General features: G+C 38.2%; 17 protein-coding genes and 4 tRNA genes. 8 read left to right on the top strand and 13 right to left on the bottom strand.

Annotation, left to right across the window (positions count from 1 at the left end; genetic code table 11):
• The first annotated feature begins 234 nt into the window (after positions 1-234).
• Entirely contained in the window at positions 235-873 is a 639-nt protein-coding gene (locus ACQY77_RS10025) for an RNA polymerase sigma factor (RefSeq protein WP_421942281.1), read from the top strand.
• Complete coding sequence (locus ACQY77_RS10020) at positions 870-2039, top strand: hypothetical protein (protein WP_421942282.1); 1170 nt, start codon at positions 870-872, stop codon at positions 2037-2039. Before ACQY77_RS10025 ends, ACQY77_RS10020 begins: the two co-directional genes overlap by 4 nt.
• A 79-nt stretch (positions 2040-2118) precedes the next feature.
• Here the strand turns inward: ACQY77_RS10020 and ACQY77_RS10015 are convergent, their stop codons facing one another.
• The 7 genes from ACQY77_RS10015 to ACQY77_RS09985 form a co-directional block, all read right to left on the bottom strand.
• Complete coding sequence (locus ACQY77_RS10015; RefSeq protein ID WP_421942283.1) at positions 2119-3009, bottom strand: pirin family protein; 891 nt, start codon at positions 3007-3009, stop codon at positions 2119-2121.
• Positions 3010-3157: 148 nt separating this feature from the next.
• Positions 3158-4816, bottom strand: a complete 1659-nt coding sequence (locus ACQY77_RS10010; protein ID WP_421942284.1) for a RagB/SusD family nutrient uptake outer membrane protein — start codon at positions 4814-4816, stop codon at positions 3158-3160.
• A gap of 10 nt (positions 4817-4826) precedes the next feature.
• Positions 4827-7853, bottom strand: a complete 3027-nt coding sequence (locus ACQY77_RS10005) for a SusC/RagA family TonB-linked outer membrane protein (protein ID WP_421942285.1) — start codon at positions 7851-7853, stop codon at positions 4827-4829.
• Between the two features lie 514 nt (positions 7854-8367).
• On the bottom strand, positions 8368-9468 hold the full coding sequence (locus ACQY77_RS10000; RefSeq protein WP_421942286.1) for an NADH:flavin oxidoreductase: 1101 nt from the start codon (positions 9466-9468) through the stop codon (positions 8368-8370).
• 10 nt (positions 9469-9478) lie between these two features.
• Positions 9479-9781 (bottom strand): ArsR/SmtB family transcription factor, encoded by a 303-nt coding sequence (locus ACQY77_RS09995; RefSeq protein ID WP_421942287.1) that lies wholly within the window; start codon positions 9779-9781, stop codon positions 9479-9481.
• A 662-nt stretch (positions 9782-10443) separates the two neighbouring features.
• The gene (locus ACQY77_RS09990) at positions 10444-10968 is read right to left on the bottom strand and encodes a hypothetical protein (protein ID WP_421942288.1); all 525 of its coding nucleotides are present in this window, start codon (positions 10966-10968) and stop codon (positions 10444-10446) included.
• Between the two features lie 71 nt (positions 10969-11039).
• Positions 11040-11426: a winged helix-turn-helix transcriptional regulator gene (locus ACQY77_RS09985; protein WP_421942289.1), complete on the bottom strand. Its 387-nt coding sequence runs from the start codon at positions 11424-11426 to the stop codon at positions 11040-11042.
• Positions 11427-11526: 100 nt separating this feature from the next.
• On the opposite strand from ACQY77_RS09985, the gene ACQY77_RS09980 reads away from it, so the two are divergent.
• The gene (locus tag ACQY77_RS09980; protein ID WP_421942290.1) at positions 11527-11892 is read left to right on the top strand and encodes a DoxX family protein; all 366 of its coding nucleotides are present in this window, start codon (positions 11527-11529) and stop codon (positions 11890-11892) included.
• 33 nt (positions 11893-11925) lie between these two features.
• Here ACQY77_RS09980 and ACQY77_RS09975 read toward each other — a convergent pair whose 3' ends face one another.
• The 4 genes from ACQY77_RS09975 to ACQY77_RS09960 form a co-directional block, all read right to left on the bottom strand.
• The gene (locus ACQY77_RS09975; protein ID WP_421942291.1) at positions 11926-12105 is read right to left on the bottom strand and encodes a hypothetical protein; all 180 of its coding nucleotides are present in this window, start codon (positions 12103-12105) and stop codon (positions 11926-11928) included.
• Between the two features lie 64 nt (positions 12106-12169).
• Positions 12170-13048 (bottom strand): PfkB family carbohydrate kinase, encoded by an 879-nt coding sequence (locus ACQY77_RS09970; protein WP_421942292.1) that lies wholly within the window; start codon positions 13046-13048, stop codon positions 12170-12172.
• A 62-nt stretch (positions 13049-13110) separates the two neighbouring features.
• Positions 13111-13182 (bottom strand) — tRNA-Glu (locus tag ACQY77_RS09965).
• Between the two features lie 72 nt (positions 13183-13254).
• Positions 13255-13330: transfer RNA gene (locus tag ACQY77_RS09960), tRNA-Met, on the bottom strand.
• A 495-nt stretch (positions 13331-13825) separates the two neighbouring features.
• Between ACQY77_RS09960 and ACQY77_RS09955 the strand changes: the two genes are divergently transcribed.
• Together ACQY77_RS09955 and ACQY77_RS09950 are read left to right on the top strand one after the other, a co-directional pair.
• A complete protein-coding gene (locus ACQY77_RS09955) occupies positions 13826-14221 on the top strand; it encodes a hypothetical protein (protein WP_421942293.1) in 396 nt (131 codons plus the stop codon).
• A 113-nt stretch (positions 14222-14334) separates the two neighbouring features.
• Entirely contained in the window at positions 14335-14928 is a 594-nt protein-coding gene (locus ACQY77_RS09950) for a dihydrofolate reductase family protein (RefSeq protein WP_421942294.1), read from the top strand.
• Between the two features lie 54 nt (positions 14929-14982).
• Here the strand turns inward: ACQY77_RS09950 and ACQY77_RS09945 are convergent.
• Positions 14983-15054: transfer RNA gene (locus ACQY77_RS09945), tRNA-Glu, on the bottom strand.
• Between the two features lie 74 nt (positions 15055-15128).
• Positions 15129-15204, bottom strand: a tRNA-Met gene (locus ACQY77_RS09940).
• Between the two features lie 113 nt (positions 15205-15317).
• On the opposite strand from ACQY77_RS09940, the gene era reads away from it, so the two are divergent.
• From era to ACQY77_RS09925, 3 genes are all read left to right on the top strand, one after another.
• Positions 15318-16217: a GTPase Era gene (era, locus tag ACQY77_RS09935; RefSeq protein WP_421942295.1), complete on the top strand. Its 900-nt coding sequence runs from the start codon at positions 15318-15320 to the stop codon at positions 16215-16217.
• Between the two features lie 184 nt (positions 16218-16401).
• Positions 16402-17703, top strand: a complete 1302-nt coding sequence (gene der / locus ACQY77_RS09930; protein WP_421942296.1) for a ribosome biogenesis GTPase Der — start codon at positions 16402-16404, stop codon at positions 17701-17703.
• A 106-nt stretch (positions 17704-17809) separates the two neighbouring features.
• The gene (locus tag ACQY77_RS09925) at positions 17810-18325 is read left to right on the top strand and encodes a GNAT family N-acetyltransferase (protein ID WP_421942297.1); all 516 of its coding nucleotides are present in this window, start codon (positions 17810-17812) and stop codon (positions 18323-18325) included.
• The last annotated feature ends 720 nt before the right edge of the window (positions 18326-19045 follow it).

Here is a 19045-nt window from a genome sequence, read left to right as displayed (position 1 = left end):
TGCTTTTTTTACAAGAAACGGTAAATACTAATATCAGGCACATCATGGATATTAGATTTCTTTTTAAGTAGATTAGCATAAGGTTTTTATTTTAGGTTATTTACTAAACGATATAGTGTCATTACGCCAGAAGGTAAAAAATGGTTGCTTTCATTCTGGTATTTTCCTTTTCATATCATTCAGATAAAAAAATATTGCTAGGCAACCTTTTATCATTTCATTCCGTAATGTAAATTGAAAGGAGAACATGTGACCGCTAGTAGCGAAAATGATCATATTATAAAAAAGCTTATTCAAGGCTGCATTAGAAGTGAAAGAGATAGTCAAAAGGCACTATACAAGCATTTCTACAGCTTTGCTATGGCTATATGTTTACGCTACGCAAATAACAGGTTGGATGCTGCTGGGATATTAAATGATGGATTCTTTAAGGCTTTTACACATATTTCAAAGTATGAAGCAGATAAAGCTTTTATGCCTTGGTTAGGTAGAATAATAACCAATACGGCTATTGATTATTACCGTACAAATTTAAAGTTTACTGATCATCTGGATATATCTGAACATGAAAATATTGCTCAGGTTAGCTCTGTGTATGACCAGCTTAACTATAATGATTTATTGGCGCTAGTGCAAAAATTAAGTCCCGCTTACAGGACTGTTTTTAACCTTTACGCAATTGACGGATATACACATGAAGAAATTGGAGAAATGCTAAACATATCAATTGGAACTTCAAAATCCAATTTATTTAAAGCGAGGCAAAAATTGCAGGAAATGCTGCGGGCTAGTAATGCAAGTACCTATGAAGTGAGCACATCCGCTGTGGAAAGCCAGTATTTGCCTGTGAGACTAAATACAAAAACGCAATGAAAGAGGGAAAAGATATAGACAGATTTTTCAAAGATAAACTTGAAAATCCAGATATTCCTTTCAGTGAAATGGATTGGGATACATTGGAGGACAGGTTATATCCGGAAAAAAGAAAAAGAATTGCACCAATAGTTTGGCTAACCGTACTTTCGGGCATAGCAGCCGTGCTTGTTATTGCTTTTTTAGTTTTAAAGCCACAGCTTTTGAATAAACAGGAAGAAATGGTTCACCGTAAAACAGATACTCAAAAAGGAGGGGGATTAGGAGAAAGTAAAGGGACAACAGTTGCTCCAATTGATATACCTGGCTCGAAAGAACAATTAATAACAGAAAAACCAGTATGGGCGGGAGTTATAGAGAATCAACCTTTTGCCTCAAAAGCTAAAATTGACAATGAAAATCAGTTAAATGGTGTGATAAATCCAACATTATTGAGCTTGCCTCAAAAAAATGGGAATGTTGTGTCTCTAATCAGTTCAGGGAGAACAGCATCTTTTAATGGGAGCTTAGCCAGTTTAAGCCCTGCTTTGGGTACAAAAGTAAAAAATACAGCTATCATAATCAGGAAAAAGCCAGTTTTGACGTTAAGTATTCTGGCTGCGCCAGATTTGACAAGCGTTCAAAAATCGGGGAGAAGCAGCTTGAGTGGCGGTTTTGGCATTGAGGCCACACTATCATTAACCAAAAAACTAAGCATTACAACAGGTGCAGTTTATGCAAAAAAGATCTATGATTCTGATTTTAGTTTGTACAGACCGAATACAAATTATGTATTTCGCGTAACGCCCTCTAACATTCATGCTAACTGTGATGTAATTGATATTCCGTTGAACATCAATTATAAAATTTTTGAAAGCAGTAAAAATGCCATTTCCGTAAGTACCGGACTATCAAGTTACCTGATGCTGAAAGAAAAATATAGCTATTCTTATGATGGCAATTATCAGGGACCGCAAGCCTACGAGGTGAGAAATCAAAACCAACACTACATGGGGGTAGCCAATGTTGGTTTGGAATTTCAGCATAAAATCAATGAAAAAATTAGCATTAGCGCTAAACCCTTTATGAAGTTGCCGCTAACAGGTATTGGTTACGGAAATTCCAGGTTGTCGTCTACAGGAGTAGCGGTATCAGTAAATATGAATTTGTTTGAAAAAGGGAATTAGTATCAATATCTTTCCCGCAGATTTAAAATGATTGATCTAAAAAAATCTTTTGTATCTGCATAAATAATTATTCCTTCTGCTAGTGTTTAATGTATTTACTTTGATCGGGTAGCGGAACAAAATCTGTTTCGCCGGGAACAGGGGCAAATTCCTGTGCGAGCCACCTGGTTTTTGCCTTTTCAATTAATTCTTTATCAGAAGCGACAAAATTCCAGTAAATAAATCGTTCTTCCGGGAAAGCTTCACCACCAAATATATATATGGTTGTATTTTCATGCATGGTAAACTCACAGAGCTTGGCATCGTTGGCAATCAAAATCTGTCTGGGTTCAAAAAGATGCCCATCACTTTCAATTGCGCCCTCTAAAATATACAGTGCGCTTTCTCCAAATAAATAATCACCAATATTTATTTTTTGTTTTGCAGTGCTTTTTAGTTCCAGAAAATATAAGGGGCTATAAACCGGCACTGGAGATTTTTTCCCGAATGCTTCTCCGGCGATCAACTTGAACTGAATATTATTTTGTTCCCAACTGGGGATATCTTGCTCTTCAACATGGCAGAATTCTGGTTCCATTTGCTCTAAATCTTTTGGCAGTGCTACCCAGATTTGCAAACCATGCATGGCTTTTTCAGTGTGACGCAGGTATTCGGGAGTTCGTTCAGAATGGGCAATTCCCCTTCCCGCCGTCATCCAGTTAACTTGTCCTGGTTTTATCACCACTTCAGTTCCAAGGCTGTCTTTATGCATAATCTCCCCTTCGAACAAGAAAGTTAATGTAGATAGCCCAATGTGTGGGTGAGGAGCAACATCAAAATTTTCATAATCTTTTAACAATACTGGCCCCATGTGATCGATAAAGGCAAAGGGGCCTACGGTTCTTTTTTCTCTGAAAGGTAATAATCTGCCTACCATAAAGTTCCCAATGTTAGCGGGTCTTTCTTCTATGATGAGTTTGATGTTTGACATGAGGTGGGATATTTGATGAACGAATTTAGTGATTTTGAAAGGAAATAACCAGCAAGGATAAAAGTATTACAATTCAAGAATGAAAGGACATTAAACAAAAAAGAGCCTGATCATTGATCAGACTCTTTTTGCTAAAACCTCACACTCCTTAGTTATAACCAGGATTTTGTGTTAAATTACCATTTAAAGTACGTTGCACCTGAGGGATAGGGAACAATGTTCTGAATGCTGCCGATGGGGTATGGTCCCACCAGGAATCAGTATGGAATTTGCCGAACCGGATTAAATCATCTCTTCTAAATCCTTCGAAAATAAATTCTCTACCTCTTTCTGCTAAAAGCTCATCTAAGGTTAATGAAGTTGTAGTGTAAGCCCTTGTTGCCCAATTGGCATCTGTAAAAGCCCTTTTCTTACAGTCATTAATCAATTGAACAGCTTCGGCGGTTGCTACACCATTGTTTTTGCGCATAATGGCTTCTGCTTTGGCGAAATAAATCCATGTTAAACGATAAATGTTCCAGTCCGTGTTGTTATAGTTAGGATCTGCAGGAACATTTACACCATTTACTACACCAGCAACCTGATTGCCCAATTTGTATTTGTTAAAGCGTACTCCACTGTTTTCTTCGCCTTCGCTCATGTTTGAAACCGTAGATCCAGTTTTGTTTTTACGAATATTATCTACAAAAACAATTTGTTGACCATCATATTCGTTTCCGCCTTTTGCTAACGCAGGCTGGCCGTTATCGAATCTAACCATTGGGCCTTCTAGTAGCCAGGTTCTTTTTCTTAAATCAGCATCTTCGTATTTGGTGAATACTCCAGGAACAACTACAATACCGTCGTTGCCATTTCTGGCGCCGCCATAAATCTGATCTTGTTGAAAGTGAAAGAATTCGCCTGTCCATGAAGGTTGAAATGAAGCTTTTGCGAATTCATAAGCAATAGAAAAGATTGCTTCTGTTGAAAGATCGTTTGAAGATTTGAACTGATCGGTAATGTTTGGATCTAAACGCATAGCCCCATTTTGTCCGCCAACTTCATTATTAATTAATTTATTAGCTGCAGCAATACAATCATCCCAACGTGCTGTACCCGTCCAAACCTGAGCATTTAAATAAAGCTCAACTAGCATGGCATAGGCACCTGCCTGACTCATTCTACCAATCATCGTTTTAGAATGTTTAGGTGCTTTATCTACATTTTCTTTAATTTCTTTTTCGATAAAAGCAAAAACAGCAGCTCTTGATTGTGTTTCCGGTTTAGCAGGGATACCTACCTGAGTAACAATAGGAATATTGCCAAATAGGTCCATTAATTTCAAATAGTGAAAAGCACGTAGCAATTTCAATTCTGCGATATATGCATCTTTCTCAGCCTGCGTAATGCCCATTTGAGCGATACTTCTTTTTTCTAAGTTTTCGATCGGGTCGTTACATAAGCCCATTCCCCAATACATCAAAGACCAGGCATTATTTAATGGCCCGTCATCACTTAACCAGGTATGATAATGTAATCTTTTCCATTTACCACCATCTTCCCCATGACGTCCTTTTGTTGGCCAGGCCAATTGGTCTGCTGATAGCTCAGCAGGCCTCCACCATCCGTCCTGACCAGAAGGTGTAACCCATGCATTTGCATGCGTGTATGGCCTTAACACAGCTGATAAAACTTCATTTTTGTTATTGTAAAAGTTGTCAGTTATTAACTGATCATATACATTTTCATCTAGTTTAGAACAACTGTTCATTAACAGAACAGGAGCAATAAGCATAGCGACTAGTACTATTTTTTTATATCTTTTCATTGCCTAAAAATTAAAATCCGAAATTAACACCAAATAAGAATTGTCTTGTTGCAGGGTAAGGGCTTCTGGTATCGATACCTAAGCTTCTGCCGTTGATTTCTTGTCCTAATCCAGTATCCTGAATGAAGTCTGGGTCATTACCCGTATAACCTGTAATCGTAACTAAGTTTTGACCTGTAACATACATTCTTAGATTTCTGAAGTATTTTGAGTTCAGTTTAACGGTATAACCCAGTGTTACCTCATCTAATTTAAGGAAGCTACCGCTCTCCAGATAATAATCAGTGTACATATAAGTATCTTTAATTTCAGCATACTTTGTGAAAGCACTGTTTAACAAGTTTGTAGAAGCACCATTTTTATTACCATAAGAGATTGCCATGGTATTAAGCACATCGAAATCAAGCTTACTTCTTAAAAATACCCTCAAATCAAATCCTTTATATGTAAAATCGTTTGATAGCGATAGGTAATACTTAGGCACAGCATTTCCGATTACAGCTAAATCAGTTTGATCTCTGAAAACTGAAGTGTTAATTTGGGCATTAGTCACAACTTCATTATTTCTATTGAAGAACGTCCATTTGCCATCGGGACTGAAACCAGCAAAACGTTTCCCCCAGAATTCACCAACCTCTCTGCCTTCATAAGTTCTGAATGCATCGCCCAAAGCACCGAAACCTCCAATGCTACCGAACGTTTTCATATCTCTGCGGTACTCATCATTAGAGTAGCTATCTAAGATGTTTTTTGTTGTACTTCCGGCAAAGTCAATGTTCCAGCTAAAATCTTTATTCTTTATCGCAGCATAGCTTAAGCTTAACTCAATACCTTTTGCTGAAATTGTTCCAACGTTGGTATAGATACTTGAGGTTACAAATGGTGGCTGAGGAGAAGTGTAAGTATCTAAAAGATCTTTAGTTTTACGTTTGTATACATCAATCGAACCGGTTAACTTATTGTTTAAGATCGTGAAATCTAAACCGATATTGGTTTCTTGTTTTTTCTCCCATCTTAAATCCGGGTTAGGGTTTCTGCTTGGCCCATAAGTTTGCAGATACTCATTGGTAGGGAATAAGTAAATACCACCTCCAGATAAAGTAACCAGGGAAGCATAGTTAGCAAAACCAGAATTTCCGGTAACACCATAACCAGCTCTTAATTTTAAATTGTTTACCCAGGTTACATTCTTCATGAAATCTTCCTGTGTAATGTTCCAACCTCCGGAAATAGCAGGGAAATTAGCCCACTTATTATTCGCTCCGAATCTTGATGATCCTTCACGTCTGAAAATGGCCTGAGCAAAATATTTATCATTTAATGCATAGTTTACTCTGGCAAAAACAGCAATTAAGGTGTTGTCGTTTTTAAAACTTCCTATACCGATTGTATTTACCTTAACTGGTACACTACCCAGGTTATTGTCTTCGAATAAATCGTTTACATAGCCTCTGTTATTCGCATTGAAACCTTCATTTACTTCATATCTGAAACTGTAGCCTCCAATACCAGAAATTTTGTGCTTGCCAAATGTTTTGGTGTATTCGATAGTTGGTTCAAAGTTTAGGTTTTGGTTCAACTCTGTAGATTTGGCTGCGTAGCCACCATTAGGCGAATCTCCGTTTTCTACTGAGTTCTGACTTGCTTTATCCCTGTATTCACTCCAGATTCTGTTATTTCTTTGTACAGCTCCGAACGCGGCAATTTTCAAATCTTTAATTACTTCTAATTCAAGTTTGCCATCTACAGATGAGGTTTGTTGTTGTAAACCGTAACGTTCTTGCTCTAAGCGGGCCACCTCGTTTGTAATAGTTCTGGTAAATGCATAAGAACCATCCGGATTATAATAAGATTCTGTCGGATTCTTGGTTAATACATTTTCCCAACCACCACCACCAAGCAGGTTGGCTTTGTTAAAATTGGTTGAAACATTGAATTGTGCCTGAAGTTTATCCTGTAAGCCTTTTTGAGTTAAGCTTAAACGAACACCATATTCTTTTCTCCCGTTTTCTTTTGCAAATCCCTGTAGCTCTCTATAATTAGCACTTACCCTGTAGTTGGAGTGATCGCCACCACCGGCTATAGCTAAGTTATGGTTATTAGAAACGTTGTTTTTATTAATGAGATCCTGGAAATAATCGAAATCACCACCTTTATCCGGCACCACATATTCTCCACTGGCTATACGGGCTCTCCATTGCTCTGCATTCATAAAATCAGGTCTTTTTACTAAAGTCTCTGTTCTTACATAGGCATTGTAATCAAACCTTGACGGACCTTTCTTCCCTTTTTTAGTAGTTACTAAAATAACACCAGCATTTGCTCTTGTACCGTAAATAGCTGCGCCAGAACCGTCTTTTAAAACGCTGAAGGATTCGATATCATCTTGCTGTAAAAGATCCAGGTTACCACCGGGTATTCCATCAATAATAATTAATGGACTGGCCGTGCCACTGATTGAAGTTACACCCCTTAACTGAATACCAACACCACTATTAGGGTTTGAACTGTTCCTTGATATTTGCAAACCAGCAACCTTACCAACCAATAAATCCAAAGGGTTTCTTGATCCGCTCTGTCTGAACTTGGTAGAATCTACTTTGGCAATGGCAGAGGTAATCTCTTTTTCTCTTAATGTACCATAACCTACTACCACCACATCATCTAACTTGGTATCTGCAGATGGTTTTAACTTAATGTTTACACTGTTTTGCTCGCCAACGGTAATCTGCTGACTATCATACCCGATGTACGTGAAACGGATAACATCACCGGCATTAGCTTCGATGGTAAACTGTCCGTTTGAGTCTGTTTGCGCACTTTTCCCAGAGGTTACATTTTTGATTCCCACACCAGGAATTCCGATGTTGTTCTCATCCATAACCTTTCCTGTGATTGGTTTTTTCGCTTGCGCCCGCAAGGAAATAGGGTTTTTCAACGTTGCGGCCCGCTCTTCATTCGCACTCATTGAAAACACCGGACTATTGAGCAGCACTGCCGCTGATAGCCCCATCATTTTGAGTAAATTAATCTTCATTTAGAGGTTTTATTATTAATTGATTAGTTAGTTTCCTTATCTGGTTTTCAAAAGGAAAAAACGGAAGATTAAAGCATGGTGAGCATGTTTTGCAAGCTGTTAAAAGGCAAAGCAATTCCTTCCCGAATAAAATACTCAGGTTGCGTCCTATTTGTGAATAGGGCTAGGGATGATCAAGATGTAAGTTTAGTTCCGGTTTATCTTTTGGTTATAGCAAATGAGTTAGCTTGGTTTAAAATGTGATAAATATTTACAGTATCAGCAGCTTAGACTAAAACGTTTTACTGTTGTAAATGTATTATACTTTTTTTTAATTCCCAAAAAAAATAAGCAAGTTTTTGATTTTTGTATAATAAAACACAAATCCTCTCAGAATAAAAACTAAAAGCTTTTAGTATAGTGATAATAGTAGAAAGGGGAATAGCTACAATAAGCCTGTTTTCGTACCATTTAGGAGGGCATAAAAAAAGGCATTTTATTTAAAATGCCCTTTAACTTTTAAAATAAAATTAGCCTATACCAATTCCATCAGGGCCTCTTTACTAAAGCCTTTTAATGCTGAGGTTTGATTACTTTTAATTTTTTGAACCCATTCCGGATCGGCTAATAATGGTCTGCCCACTGCCACAAGGTCAAAATCACCACGATCCATTCTCCTGATCAGTTCATCTAATGAACTTGGTGCTGAGCTCTGGCCGGCAAATGCACCGAAAAAGTCTCCATCTAATCCAACAGAACCAACAGTAATGGTTGCTTTACCTGTTATTTTTTTTGCCCAGCCAGCGAAGTTTAAATCTGAACCTTCAAATTCTGGCTCCCAGAAACGACGTTGTGAGCAATGAAAAATATCGATACCAGCATGCACCAATGGAGTTAACCATTGTTCCATTTCCTGTTCGTTTTTGGCTAACTTGAAGTCGTAGGCAGCAGGTTTAAACTGTGATAATCGGATTATCAATGCAAAATCTTCTCCTACTCTTTTTCTAACTTCTTTTATCACTTCAACTGCGAAACGGGTACGTTCGGCAAGGGTCTTTCCACCATAAATATCTGTTCGGTTGTTTGTTCCATCCCAAAAGAACTGATCAATTAAATATTGATGTGCACCATGAATTTCAACAGTATCAAATCCCAATGCTTTTGCATCAGCTGCTGCCTGCCCAAAAGCTGCAATGGTGTCAGCAATCGCAGTATCGGTCATTGGAACACCATTTTCAAAACCTGGTTTGTTAAAGCTAGATGGGCCCTCAAAGGGAGCACCTGGTATCCACCCAGACGCATGATTATCCATGATACCCTGATGCCAGATTTGAGGTCCCATTGCTCCACCTGCCTGATGAACCCGATCAATCACTTGTTTCCAGCCTTGCAATGCCTGATCTCCATAAAAATGTGGAATATTAGGATCTGCAGATGACGACGGGCGGTTAATTACTGTGCCTTCGGAGAGGATTAATCCTACATCACCAGCGGCCCTTTTGCTATAGTAATTGGCAACGTCATCAGTGGGTACACCGTTTGGAGAAAATGAACGGGTCATTGGCGCCATTACGATGCGATTTTTAATATTTAAAGTTTTTAAACTAAATGGACCGAATAAGCTATCTGTATTCATACTTTCTAAATTATAATGTTGAATTGATCATGGAACTTAATTTTTTAAAGCCTTCTTCGTTTCGTTTGTAATAAGTCCATTGACCTAAACGTGTAGCGGTTACCAGTTCTGCCCTTTGCAAAATTGAAAGATACTCAGAGATGGTACTTTGGGTTAACCCGCTTTTTAGCTGAATTTGACCTACACAGACCCCTAAATTTTCAAAATCCGGATTTAATTGTTCAGGGAAGCTCTCAGCAGGTGTTTTTAACCAGGTTAATATCTGTAAGCGGGTTTTATTCGATAAAGCTTTAAAAATTTCTACTTGATCCATGATGCAAATGTATATCGACTTTTCCCGATATGCCAATTTATAGGTCAAAGTTTACAATTCTCTGTTGAATGGAGAAAATCAGAAACGGATCATTTGTGTAGAAAAAGAAAGGGTAGAGGGGGCGGAAAAACCAGGCAAAAAAGAACGGGGATAAATCATACCGACCTATCCCCGTCATCTAAATTAACGCTCTCGTATATATAAACAGCCAAAGAGCTGTTTTATTGTTTTGGAGATTATTTTTTTTGAAATTTCCTTGTCGAAGACCGATTTTCAATCTAATTGTTAGGGAAGTGGTGGCTATCCGAGATAGGTTGTTAAGTGTTTTAGTGCAAGGCCAGCAAAAAAAAAGAACGGGGATAAATCATACCGACCTATCCCCGTCATCTAAATTAACGCTCTCGTATATATAAACAGCCAAAGAGCTGTTTTATTGTTTTGGAGATTATTTTTTCTTGAAATTTCTTTGTCGAGGACCAATTTTGTATCTAATTGTTAGGGGGCATTCGAGGCAGGTCTAATTGAAACTATTAGGTATTGCAAGGCCGTACTAAAAAAGAACGGGGATAAATCATACCGACCTATCCCCGTCATCTAAATTAACGCTCTCGAATATATAAACACCAAAAAATCTGATTTATTATATAAGAGCGAAAAAAAAGTTATTTTTTTATAATTGCTTTCTTTGCTGTCGTTTTAGTCTTCTTTACTTCTTCAGCTTCTTCAGTAGCTTTTGCGATTTTTTTTGCAGGAGCTTTCTTTGCCTTCGTAGCCTTTTCAACTTCGACTTTAGGTTTTGGCTCTGCAGTTGCGGTTGTCACTTTTGTTTTCTTCGCAACAGCTTTCTTTACAGCAACTGCTTTTTCAGCGTCCGGTTGTTCTGCTGCTTTTTTATCTGCTTTTACAGGCTTTTCAGCTACTTCTACAGTTTTACTTTGTTGAAGAAAAGTATTTAATATTTGTTTAAGATAATCAGCAGGCTTCGGCATTGTAATCACGGTGCCTACTTCTTTATCTTGCGATTGTTTGATGTAGGCTGATTTTATCTTTCCCCAATCTTTTGAAAAAAGTTTAATAAACATTTCAACAAAAGCATCATCTGTATATTTTTTAGGTAATCGGCCAATTACCGCTTGTATCTTTTCTTCTTTTTTATGTAGTATTGCCATGGATTTTATTTTCTTCAAAGATAGCCTAATTTTACCTTTAAAGTATGCTTTAAAATCGATTGGTAATGAATGAGTTGCTTTTGAAATTGTTAAGGTTTTTCTGGTGCAGCACCATTTTTCCGGTTAGCAATCAGTCTCTCCCGGTGTTTTAGTCCCCAATCCCTCAGTTCGTCTATCACTTTATTCAGTGTGTTGCTATATGGTGTAATTTCATATGTTACGGTAACTGGCGTTGTAGAGAATACCTTGCGGATTACAAATTCATTCAACTCCAGGTCTTTGAGTTCTTTCGATAAAATTTTTGGTGTGATCTCACCTAAAGATTTCTGGATTTCATTGAAACGTTTCGGACCATCCTGCAAGCTGATAATTAAAGGAAGTTTCCATTTTCCATTCAACACATACAGCGCATCCTTAACCGCATTTAAACTGATATTACAGCTTTCTATATCGTGATGTTTCTCTTTAAATGTCATGATACAAAGTTAGTTGCTTTCTCAAAGGATACCACTATCCTTTTGGAAACTAGTATCATTAGGATAGTAAATCTGGCTAAGTTTGCACAAAAAAAGATATATGAATACCAAAGCTATTAAAATTGCCTATTGGATAAGTACAGCAATTGTTTCTTTAATGATGTTGTTTTCAGCTTATTCTTATTTAAGCAACCCCATGGTGAAACAAGGCTTTCAACATTTAGGTTTTCCAGACTATTTTCGAATAGAGCTTGCTATAGCGAAAGTACTGGCAGCGGTGTTGTTGATTATCCCGCTGAAAGGTGTAATTAAAGAGTGGGCCTATGCAGGTTTAACTTTCACTTTTGTCTCTGCTTTTATTGCCCATAATGCGTCAGCAGATCCCGTAAGTAACCAGGTTGCACCATTAATTTTCCTGATGGTGCTGGCGCTGTCTTATTTTACTTTTCACAGGCAAGAACGCTAATCTATGATGAATAGGAATGACCTGCTGTTTGGGTCATTCTTTCCAATTATTTTTCTTCTTGGCGTAGGCCTTTTTAGCTATGGTTTTCTTCTTCTTTGAACGGGAAATCCCTTTCTTCTTCCGGGCATTGATGTTGTTAACGAGACTGTTTTTAACCCCTAATTTATTACGTTTTCTTCGTGGACTTTTAGATTTTCGTTTCGCTTTTGCCATACGATATCAACAAAGGAATAACTTAAAAGGTTCTTAAAAGCAAGCAATCGTTTAGTAAACCTTATTAAAGCGTTGCAAATGTATTGAGAAAAGCCAACACGTCTTGTTCAGTACCCATAAAAGGGCCAGTTTTAGCGGTTTTAAGTCCGGCCATTGCTGCGGCGAAATGACCTGCTTCTTCTATATCTGTGCCTTTAAAGCGTTGGAATAAATAGCCGGCCATATAGGTGTCTCCACAACCTGTTGCGTCAATAATTTCATCAGGAGGATAGGCGGGGATCGCATAAGAATATCCATCAGCATATACTACAGAGCCCTGACTGCCATTGGTGATAATAATTTCTTTAACGCCTAAATCAGCAACAATTTTAACGCCATCTAAAGTCTCTGGGCATCCGGTTAAAGCTTCGAGCTCAGAAACATCTGCTTTAAGAATTTCTATAAAAGGTAAAACTTCTGCCATTTGTGGCCATTTAGCAGCATAAACTTTTTGATCTTTTACTTCGCGTAAAAAACCTTGCACATCTAAACTGACACGGGCTTTTTTTGAAAGGGTTTGAACAAGTTCAGCGGGAATATCGTCTGCAAGAAGAGGACCCAGATGAAAAAAAACAGATTCAATGGTATTAAACTGACCGCTGTGAAAGGGGGCAGCTTTATGTAAAACATTTTGAGTCCGGTCATCCTGATTTTCACCATAGATGTTTTCAAAGTAAACTGTTTCAGGGCTAGGGTATGCTTTTACGGTTATGTTCTTTTGCTGCAGATCGCGCACATATCCAAAGTCAGCTTCTGCCAGAGCTGTAACTAACAGGTATTTTGCATTTAGCTGACTAAATGCGCTTGAGAAATATAAAGCGGTTCCACCGGGCATATAAAGCGTGGTGTGGGTATTTACAACCTTATCTGAAGTGATATGGCCTACGCAACAAATATCATACATAGCCTTAAATTTGGTGTAAAATAATAAAAGCCTTCAACATTTTGTTGAAGGCTTTTCCAATGTAGCCCGTAGGGGAATCGAACCCCTGTTTCCAGAATGAAAATCTGGCGTCCTAACCCCTAGACGAACGGGCCCTTTTTTAGTCTTAAGTTCTTAGTCTCAAGTCCGGAGACTAATGACTCAAGACTGTCGACTCACGACTTAATTGGTAGCGGGGACACGACTCGAACGTGCGACCTTCGGGTTATGAGCCCGACGAGCTACCAACTGCTCCACCCCGCACTCTATTTTTAACTTCTGATTTCGCATCTGAAGGAGTGCAAAGGTAAGCGTTATTTTTAATAATCAAAATAGTAAATGAAAAATATTTTAAAATAATTTAATGAACAATTTTGGTGATTAATATGCAGGTATCGTAATCGATTTAAAATCAATTGAATGGATGGTTTCGCTATGTTGTATTTCCATCGAATAAAAAAAATCTATTAGAAAGATTTGGAAAGTTAAACTTTGTATTGTTACTTTGTTTATAATTAGTCTAAATAATAATAGTATTCAATTCTCTTTAGTAGGATTGCTTTAAAGATACGTTCAATATAGTTTTGGTTGGTTATGTTGATTATTAAGCCCTGTTTGCCCACGTTGATCTGACGTGGGTAAATCAGGCACTACATGCCAAAATATCGCTGTGATTTTTATTGAGAAATTTTATCTTTAGTTTTAATGGATCATGGTGTAGCGGTTTGTTGCAGGTAAACGTTTCCATTTAAAACCCTTATGAAGAACAAACGCTATCTCTTCCTGATTCTTTCGTTAACCATTTTTGCTTGCAATGATTTTCCATTTAAATCGTGTACCAAGGAGTTTAGGTATATTGGTATTACCTTTGTAGATAAGGTTGGTCAGCCACGTGCCGTGAAAAATTTTAAAGTAATAAACAAGAGGACTGCTGAACAGATTTTTTCTTCTTCGCATGGGGCATTAAAAGGACTGTACATTGTAATCGACGATTCATCGGTTGAGAAAGTTCGTTCGAGCGGAGATGAGCTGATGGTTTCTGCCCTCGATAGTGTGAACAATACCACAAAAAGTGTAACCGTAAAAGTTAAGGGTGGACGAGGTGCTTGTCATATTGAGAAAATTTCCGGGCCTGAACAGGTAGAGCTGGAGTAGCTTTTTATCGCACTGTTGTCGCATTCGCCCCGTGGATTTGCCGTATGCATGCCTCTTGTACTTTTTTATTATTTCCGAAATTTATACTTGTGTTTAAATAAAATCGAAATGATATGAGAAAAATAATTGTTTTATCCTTTGTCACCCTGGATGGTGTAATGCAGGCGCCGGGTGGGCCGGAAGAAGATCCATCAGGAGATTTTCAATACGGTGGTTGGACAGCGCCTTACGGAGATGAGGAATATGGCGGTGCCATGCAAAAGCAATTGTTGCCTGCCGATCTTCTTTTAGGAAGAAAAACATTTGATATTTGGGAGGATTACTGGCCGAAACATGCCGAACACTGGCTAGGTGTGAACGAAGTGACTAAATATGTTTTATCCAATACGAAAGAGAAGTCTGATTGGGTAAACACGGTGTTCGTTAAAAATGTGGACGATATCAAGAAGCTCAAAAACACTGAAGGTTCAGACATTAAAATTTGGGGCAGTAGTAAGCTTGTTCAGCTGTTGCTAAATCATAACCTGGTAGATGAATTCTGGCTCAATATCCATCCGGTGATTTTAGGGAAAGGGAAAAAGTTGTTTGATGATCATGCTATTTCTGCCGCGTTTACGCTTGCCGAAAGTACAATTACCAGCACTGGTGTTATTATTGCGAATTACAGGCGGGCAGGAGAAGTGAAAACCGGTACTGTTGGGGTTTAAAACTGTAGCGTATCTAAAACTAAAAAGCCGCTCTACTTTCGTAAAGCGGCTTCGTAGCCCGTAGGGGAATCGAACCCCTGTTTCCAGAATGAAAATCTGGCGTCCTCACCCCTAGACGAACGGGCCATTATTTTTAGTCTTAAGTTCTTAGTCTCAAGTCCGGAGGCTAATGACTCAAGACTGTCGACTCACGACTTAATTGGTAGCGGGGACACGACTCGAACGTGCGACCTTCGGGTTATGAGCCCGACGAGCTACCAACTGCTCCACCCCGCACTATATACAACTCGTATGATGCTATTGTTAAATCCTTAACACTGTTTCCGAATTGGAATGCAAAGATATAATTCGTTTCTTTGTAGTGCAAATTTTTTTAAAAAAATATTTCAATGGCGCATAAAGCAGGTTTTGTAAGTATAATAGGTAAGCCAAACGTTGGTAAATCTACCCTTATGAATGTGCTTGTAGGTGAGCGACTTAGTATCATTACCCCTAAGGCACAGACTACAAGGCATCGTATATTAGGCATCGTTAACGAGGAAGATTTTCAGATTGTATTTTCGGATACACCGGGGATTATCAAGCCAAAATATAGCTTGCAAGAGAGTATGATGAGTTTTGTTAACGGTTCTTTAACAGATGCTGATGTACTTTTATTTGTAACTGATATTCATGAAAAGTATGATGAGGAAGATGTTTTGGAGAAAGTTTTAAACCGGGATATCCCTACCATTGTACTCATTAATAAGATAGATACTGCAGATCAGGCACAAGTAGAAGAGAAGATCGCTTATTGGCAGGAAAAGATTAATCCCTTAGCAATTTATGCCATTTCTGCTTTGCATAAACACAATGTTGACGGATTATTGGATAAAGTTTTGGAAATTCTTCCGGAGCACCCACCATATTATGATAAAGAAGATTTAACAGATCGCTCTGAGCGGTTCTTTGTTTCGGAAATGATTCGGGAGAAAATCTTCACCAACTATCAAAAAGAAATTCCTTATAGCACCGAAGTGATTATCAAATCATTTAAAGATGAGGAAGAAACAATCGGAAAAAAAGGTGGTGTAATCAGAATCAGTGCAGAAATTATAGTAGAGCGCGACTCGCAAAAGAACATCCTCATTGGTAAAGCAGGGAGTATGCTTAAGAAAGTTGGCACAGAAGCACGTTTGGAAATTGAAAAATTTTTAGAGCGAAAAGTGTTCTTAGAGATGTTTGTAAAGGTGATTCCAGACTGGAGAAGTAAAAAGAACTATCTAAAAAGCTTCGGCTACGAAAATTAACCGTACCTTTGCAGGCTCTTTGGAAAAAGGGTTAGTTGTTGATATTCAATGGTTGATGTTAAAATTATCAATTAATTGAACTCAATATCGAACAAAAACTGGGCAGAAATTGCTGTTAATATAAGTGTATTAATGACTAAAACGTGCCCTAAAACATTAAGTTTAATAACATTACAGCCAGATCATGAGTAATATTATCGCCATCGTAGGCAGGCCGAACGTAGGCAAGAGCACACTTTTTAACAGATTAACCGAAAGCCGTAAAGCCATTGTGGATGATTTTAGCGGGGTAACGCGCGACAGACATTATGGTGTAGGTGAGTGGACAGATAAACAGTTCACTGTAATTGATACTGGAGGTTACGTTTCGGGCTCAGACGACGTATTCGAGGCTGCTATTCGCGAGCAGGTACTCATTGCCATTGAAGAAGCCAGTGTGGTATTGTTCATGGTAGATGTTACGGTAGGGGTTACTGATCTAGATGATGAGATCGCTAAAGTGCTTCGCAGAAGTAAAAAGCCTGTTTTTGTAGTTTCTAACAAAGTAGATAATACAGCTTTACACAATGAAACCGGTGTTTTTTATAGCTTTGGTTTAGGAGAGGTTCACGCTGTGTCTTCAATGACTGGCTCTGGAACAGGTGATTTATTAGACGAAGTTATTAAGCACTTCGAAGACGTTCCGGAAGAAGAAAGTACCCTTCCAAAAATTACCATTGCTGGTCGCCCGAATGTAGGTAAATCTTCATTGATTAATGCACTTATCGGTAAAGAACGTAATATCGTAACGGATGTAGCAGGTACCACCCGCGATTCGATTAAAATTCACTACAACCAGTTTGGACATGAATTTACTTTAATTGATACCGCCGGTTTACGTAAAAAAACCAAGGTTAAAGAAAATATTGAATTTTACTCGGTGATGCGTACCATTAAGGCTTTAGAAGAAGCTGATGTGGTGGTTTTGATGATTGATGCTGTTGAAGGGATCGAAAGTCAGGATATTAACATCTTCCACCTGGCAGAAAAAAATAAGAAGGGAATCGTAGTTCTGGTTAACAAATGGGATTTGATCGAAAAGAATACCAAAACGATGAAGGTTTTCGAAGATGAGATTAAAGAACGTATTAAACCTTTTACCGATGTTCCAATTGTTTTTACTTCAGTACTGAATAAGCAACGTATTTTTAAGGCCATAGAAGAAGCTTTAGAAGTTTATAAAAACCGTGGGAAGAAAATCCCTACTTCGAAGCTGAATGATGTTATGCTTCCATTAATTGAAGCTTATCCGCCACCGGCATTAAAAGGGAAGCACATTAAGATTAAATACATTACACAGATTAATGGTACTTCTCCAATGTTCGCCTTCTTCTGTAATTTGCCGCAGTACATTAAAGATCCGTATAAGCGTTTCTTAGAGAATAAGTTGAGGGAGAATTTTAATTTCTCCGGCGCACCTATTCAAATCTTTTTCAGACAAAAATAGCATTTGTAATGGTGTTATCGTTTTAACAACATGAATGATCATAACCGGAAAGCAGGTAACATTTCGAAAGAAGGGTTAGCTGCTTTTCTTTTTTACCTTAATAACGATGGAAAATAAAATAGCCGTTGTAAATAGCAGTACAGCCGATATAGATATCATATTCGAATTTTATGATATGGCGATAGCGCATCAAAAAAAGGTTTTTAATAAACATTGGCAAGGGTTTAGCCGATCGCTTATTGAAACTGAAGTGGCCGAAAACAGGCAATATAAAATCCTGGTGGACGGGCAAGTGGCTTGTATTTTTGCCGTAACTTTTGATGATAAGCTAATTTGGGGCGATCGTGATCAGGATGCCATTTACATTCACCGCATTGTTACCCATCCTGATTTTAGAGGCTTTGCTTTTGTGAAGAGAATTATTGACTGGGCGAAGGCTTTTTGTGCTGAAAATAACTTAAAATTCATCCGCATGGATACCTGGGCAGATAACGAAAAACTGCTCCAACATTATACGCAAAGCGGTTTTGATTATGTGGGTATAGCTGATCTGAAAAACTCGGAAGGGCTGCCCAAACATTATGAGGGGATTAGTTTGAGTCTATTCGAAATCAAGATTTAAGTGTGTGTTGTCTCTGTGCAATCTGAGGTTAAAAGACGAAATTTAACCACAGAGAAAAGGAGTATTACACAGAGAATCACCGAGGGTTTCCATCTAACTCTGTGGACTCTGTGTTTTCTCTCTGTGTACTCGGTGGTAAGAAACACGAAATTTAACCACAGAGAAAAGGAGTGTTACACAGAGAATCACCGAGGGTTTCCATCTAACTCTGTGGACTCTGTGTTTTCTCTCTGTGTACTCGGTGGTAAGAAACACGAGGTTTAACCACAGAGAAAAGGAGTGGTACACAGAGAATCACCGAGGGTTTCTCAAACATAAAAGGAAAATTAATCCTTAGTGTTCTTTTTGTTTTCTTGTATAAATATGCATCCAACGCTGTGCCCTCTGTGCCTTCTCTCTGTGCGCTCGGTGGTAAGAAATACGAAATTTAACCACAGAGAAAAGGAGTATTACACAGAGAATCACCGAGGGTTTCCATCTAACTCTGTGGACTCTGTGTTTTCTCTCTGTGTACTCGGTGGTAAGAAATACGAGGTTTAACCACAGAGAAAAGGAGTATTACACAGAGACTCACCGAGGATTTCCTCAAACACAAAAAGGAAAATTAATCCTCAATAGTAGTATTTCGTGTAAAATATGTATCCAGCTCTGTGGCCTCTGTGCCTTCTCTCTGTGCGCTCGGTGGTAAGAAATACGACATTTAACCACAGAGAAAAGGAG

The organism is Pedobacter sp. (genome assembly GCF_965279535.1).
Taxonomy (GTDB): domain Bacteria; phylum Bacteroidota; class Bacteroidia; order Sphingobacteriales; family Sphingobacteriaceae; genus Pedobacter.
Note: the sequence above shows the minus strand (reverse complement) of the source record. Positions and strands in the feature narration are given on the sequence as shown.

Excerpts from the sequence above, each read along its gene's own strand:
- ACQY77_RS10010 (WP_421942284.1), bottom strand. The coding sequence starts at position 4,816 with ATGAAAAGATATAAAAAAATAGTACTAGTCGCTATGCTTATTGCTCCT.
- ACQY77_RS09950 (WP_421942294.1), top strand. The coding sequence starts at position 14,335 with ATGAGAAAAATAATTGTTTTATCCTTTGTCACCCTGGATGGTGTAATG.
- ACQY77_RS09925 (WP_421942297.1), top strand. The coding sequence starts at position 17,810 with ATGGAAAATAAAATAGCCGTTGTAAATAGCAGTACAGCCGATATAGAT.
- ACQY77_RS10020 (WP_421942282.1), top strand. The coding sequence starts at position 870 with ATGAAAGAGGGAAAAGATATAGACAGATTTTTCAAAGATAAACTTGAA.
- ACQY77_RS09970 (WP_421942292.1), bottom strand. The coding sequence starts at position 13,048 with ATGTATGATATTTGTTGCGTAGGCCATATCACTTCAGATAAGGTTGTA.
- ACQY77_RS10005 (WP_421942285.1), bottom strand. The coding sequence starts at position 7,853 with ATGAAGATTAATTTACTCAAAATGATGGGGCTATCAGCGGCAGTGCTG.
- ACQY77_RS10000 (WP_421942286.1), bottom strand. The coding sequence starts at position 9,468 with ATGAATACAGATAGCTTATTCGGTCCATTTAGTTTAAAAACTTTAAAT.
- ACQY77_RS09975 (WP_421942291.1), bottom strand. The coding sequence starts at position 12,105 with ATGGCAAAAGCGAAACGAAAATCTAAAAGTCCACGAAGAAAACGTAAT.
- ACQY77_RS10015 (WP_421942283.1), bottom strand. The coding sequence starts at position 3,009 with ATGTCAAACATCAAACTCATCATAGAAGAAAGACCCGCTAACATTGGG.
- era (WP_421942295.1), top strand. The coding sequence starts at position 15,318 with ATGGCGCATAAAGCAGGTTTTGTAAGTATAATAGGTAAGCCAAACGTT.
- ACQY77_RS09980 (WP_421942290.1), top strand. The coding sequence starts at position 11,527 with ATGAATACCAAAGCTATTAAAATTGCCTATTGGATAAGTACAGCAATT.
- ACQY77_RS09985 (WP_421942289.1), bottom strand. The coding sequence starts at position 11,426 with ATGACATTTAAAGAGAAACATCACGATATAGAAAGCTGTAATATCAGT.
- ACQY77_RS09995 (WP_421942287.1), bottom strand. The coding sequence starts at position 9,781 with ATGGATCAAGTAGAAATTTTTAAAGCTTTATCGAATAAAACCCGCTTA.
- der (WP_421942296.1), top strand. The coding sequence starts at position 16,402 with ATGAGTAATATTATCGCCATCGTAGGCAGGCCGAACGTAGGCAAGAGC.
- ACQY77_RS09955 (WP_421942293.1), top strand. The coding sequence starts at position 13,826 with ATGAAGAACAAACGCTATCTCTTCCTGATTCTTTCGTTAACCATTTTT.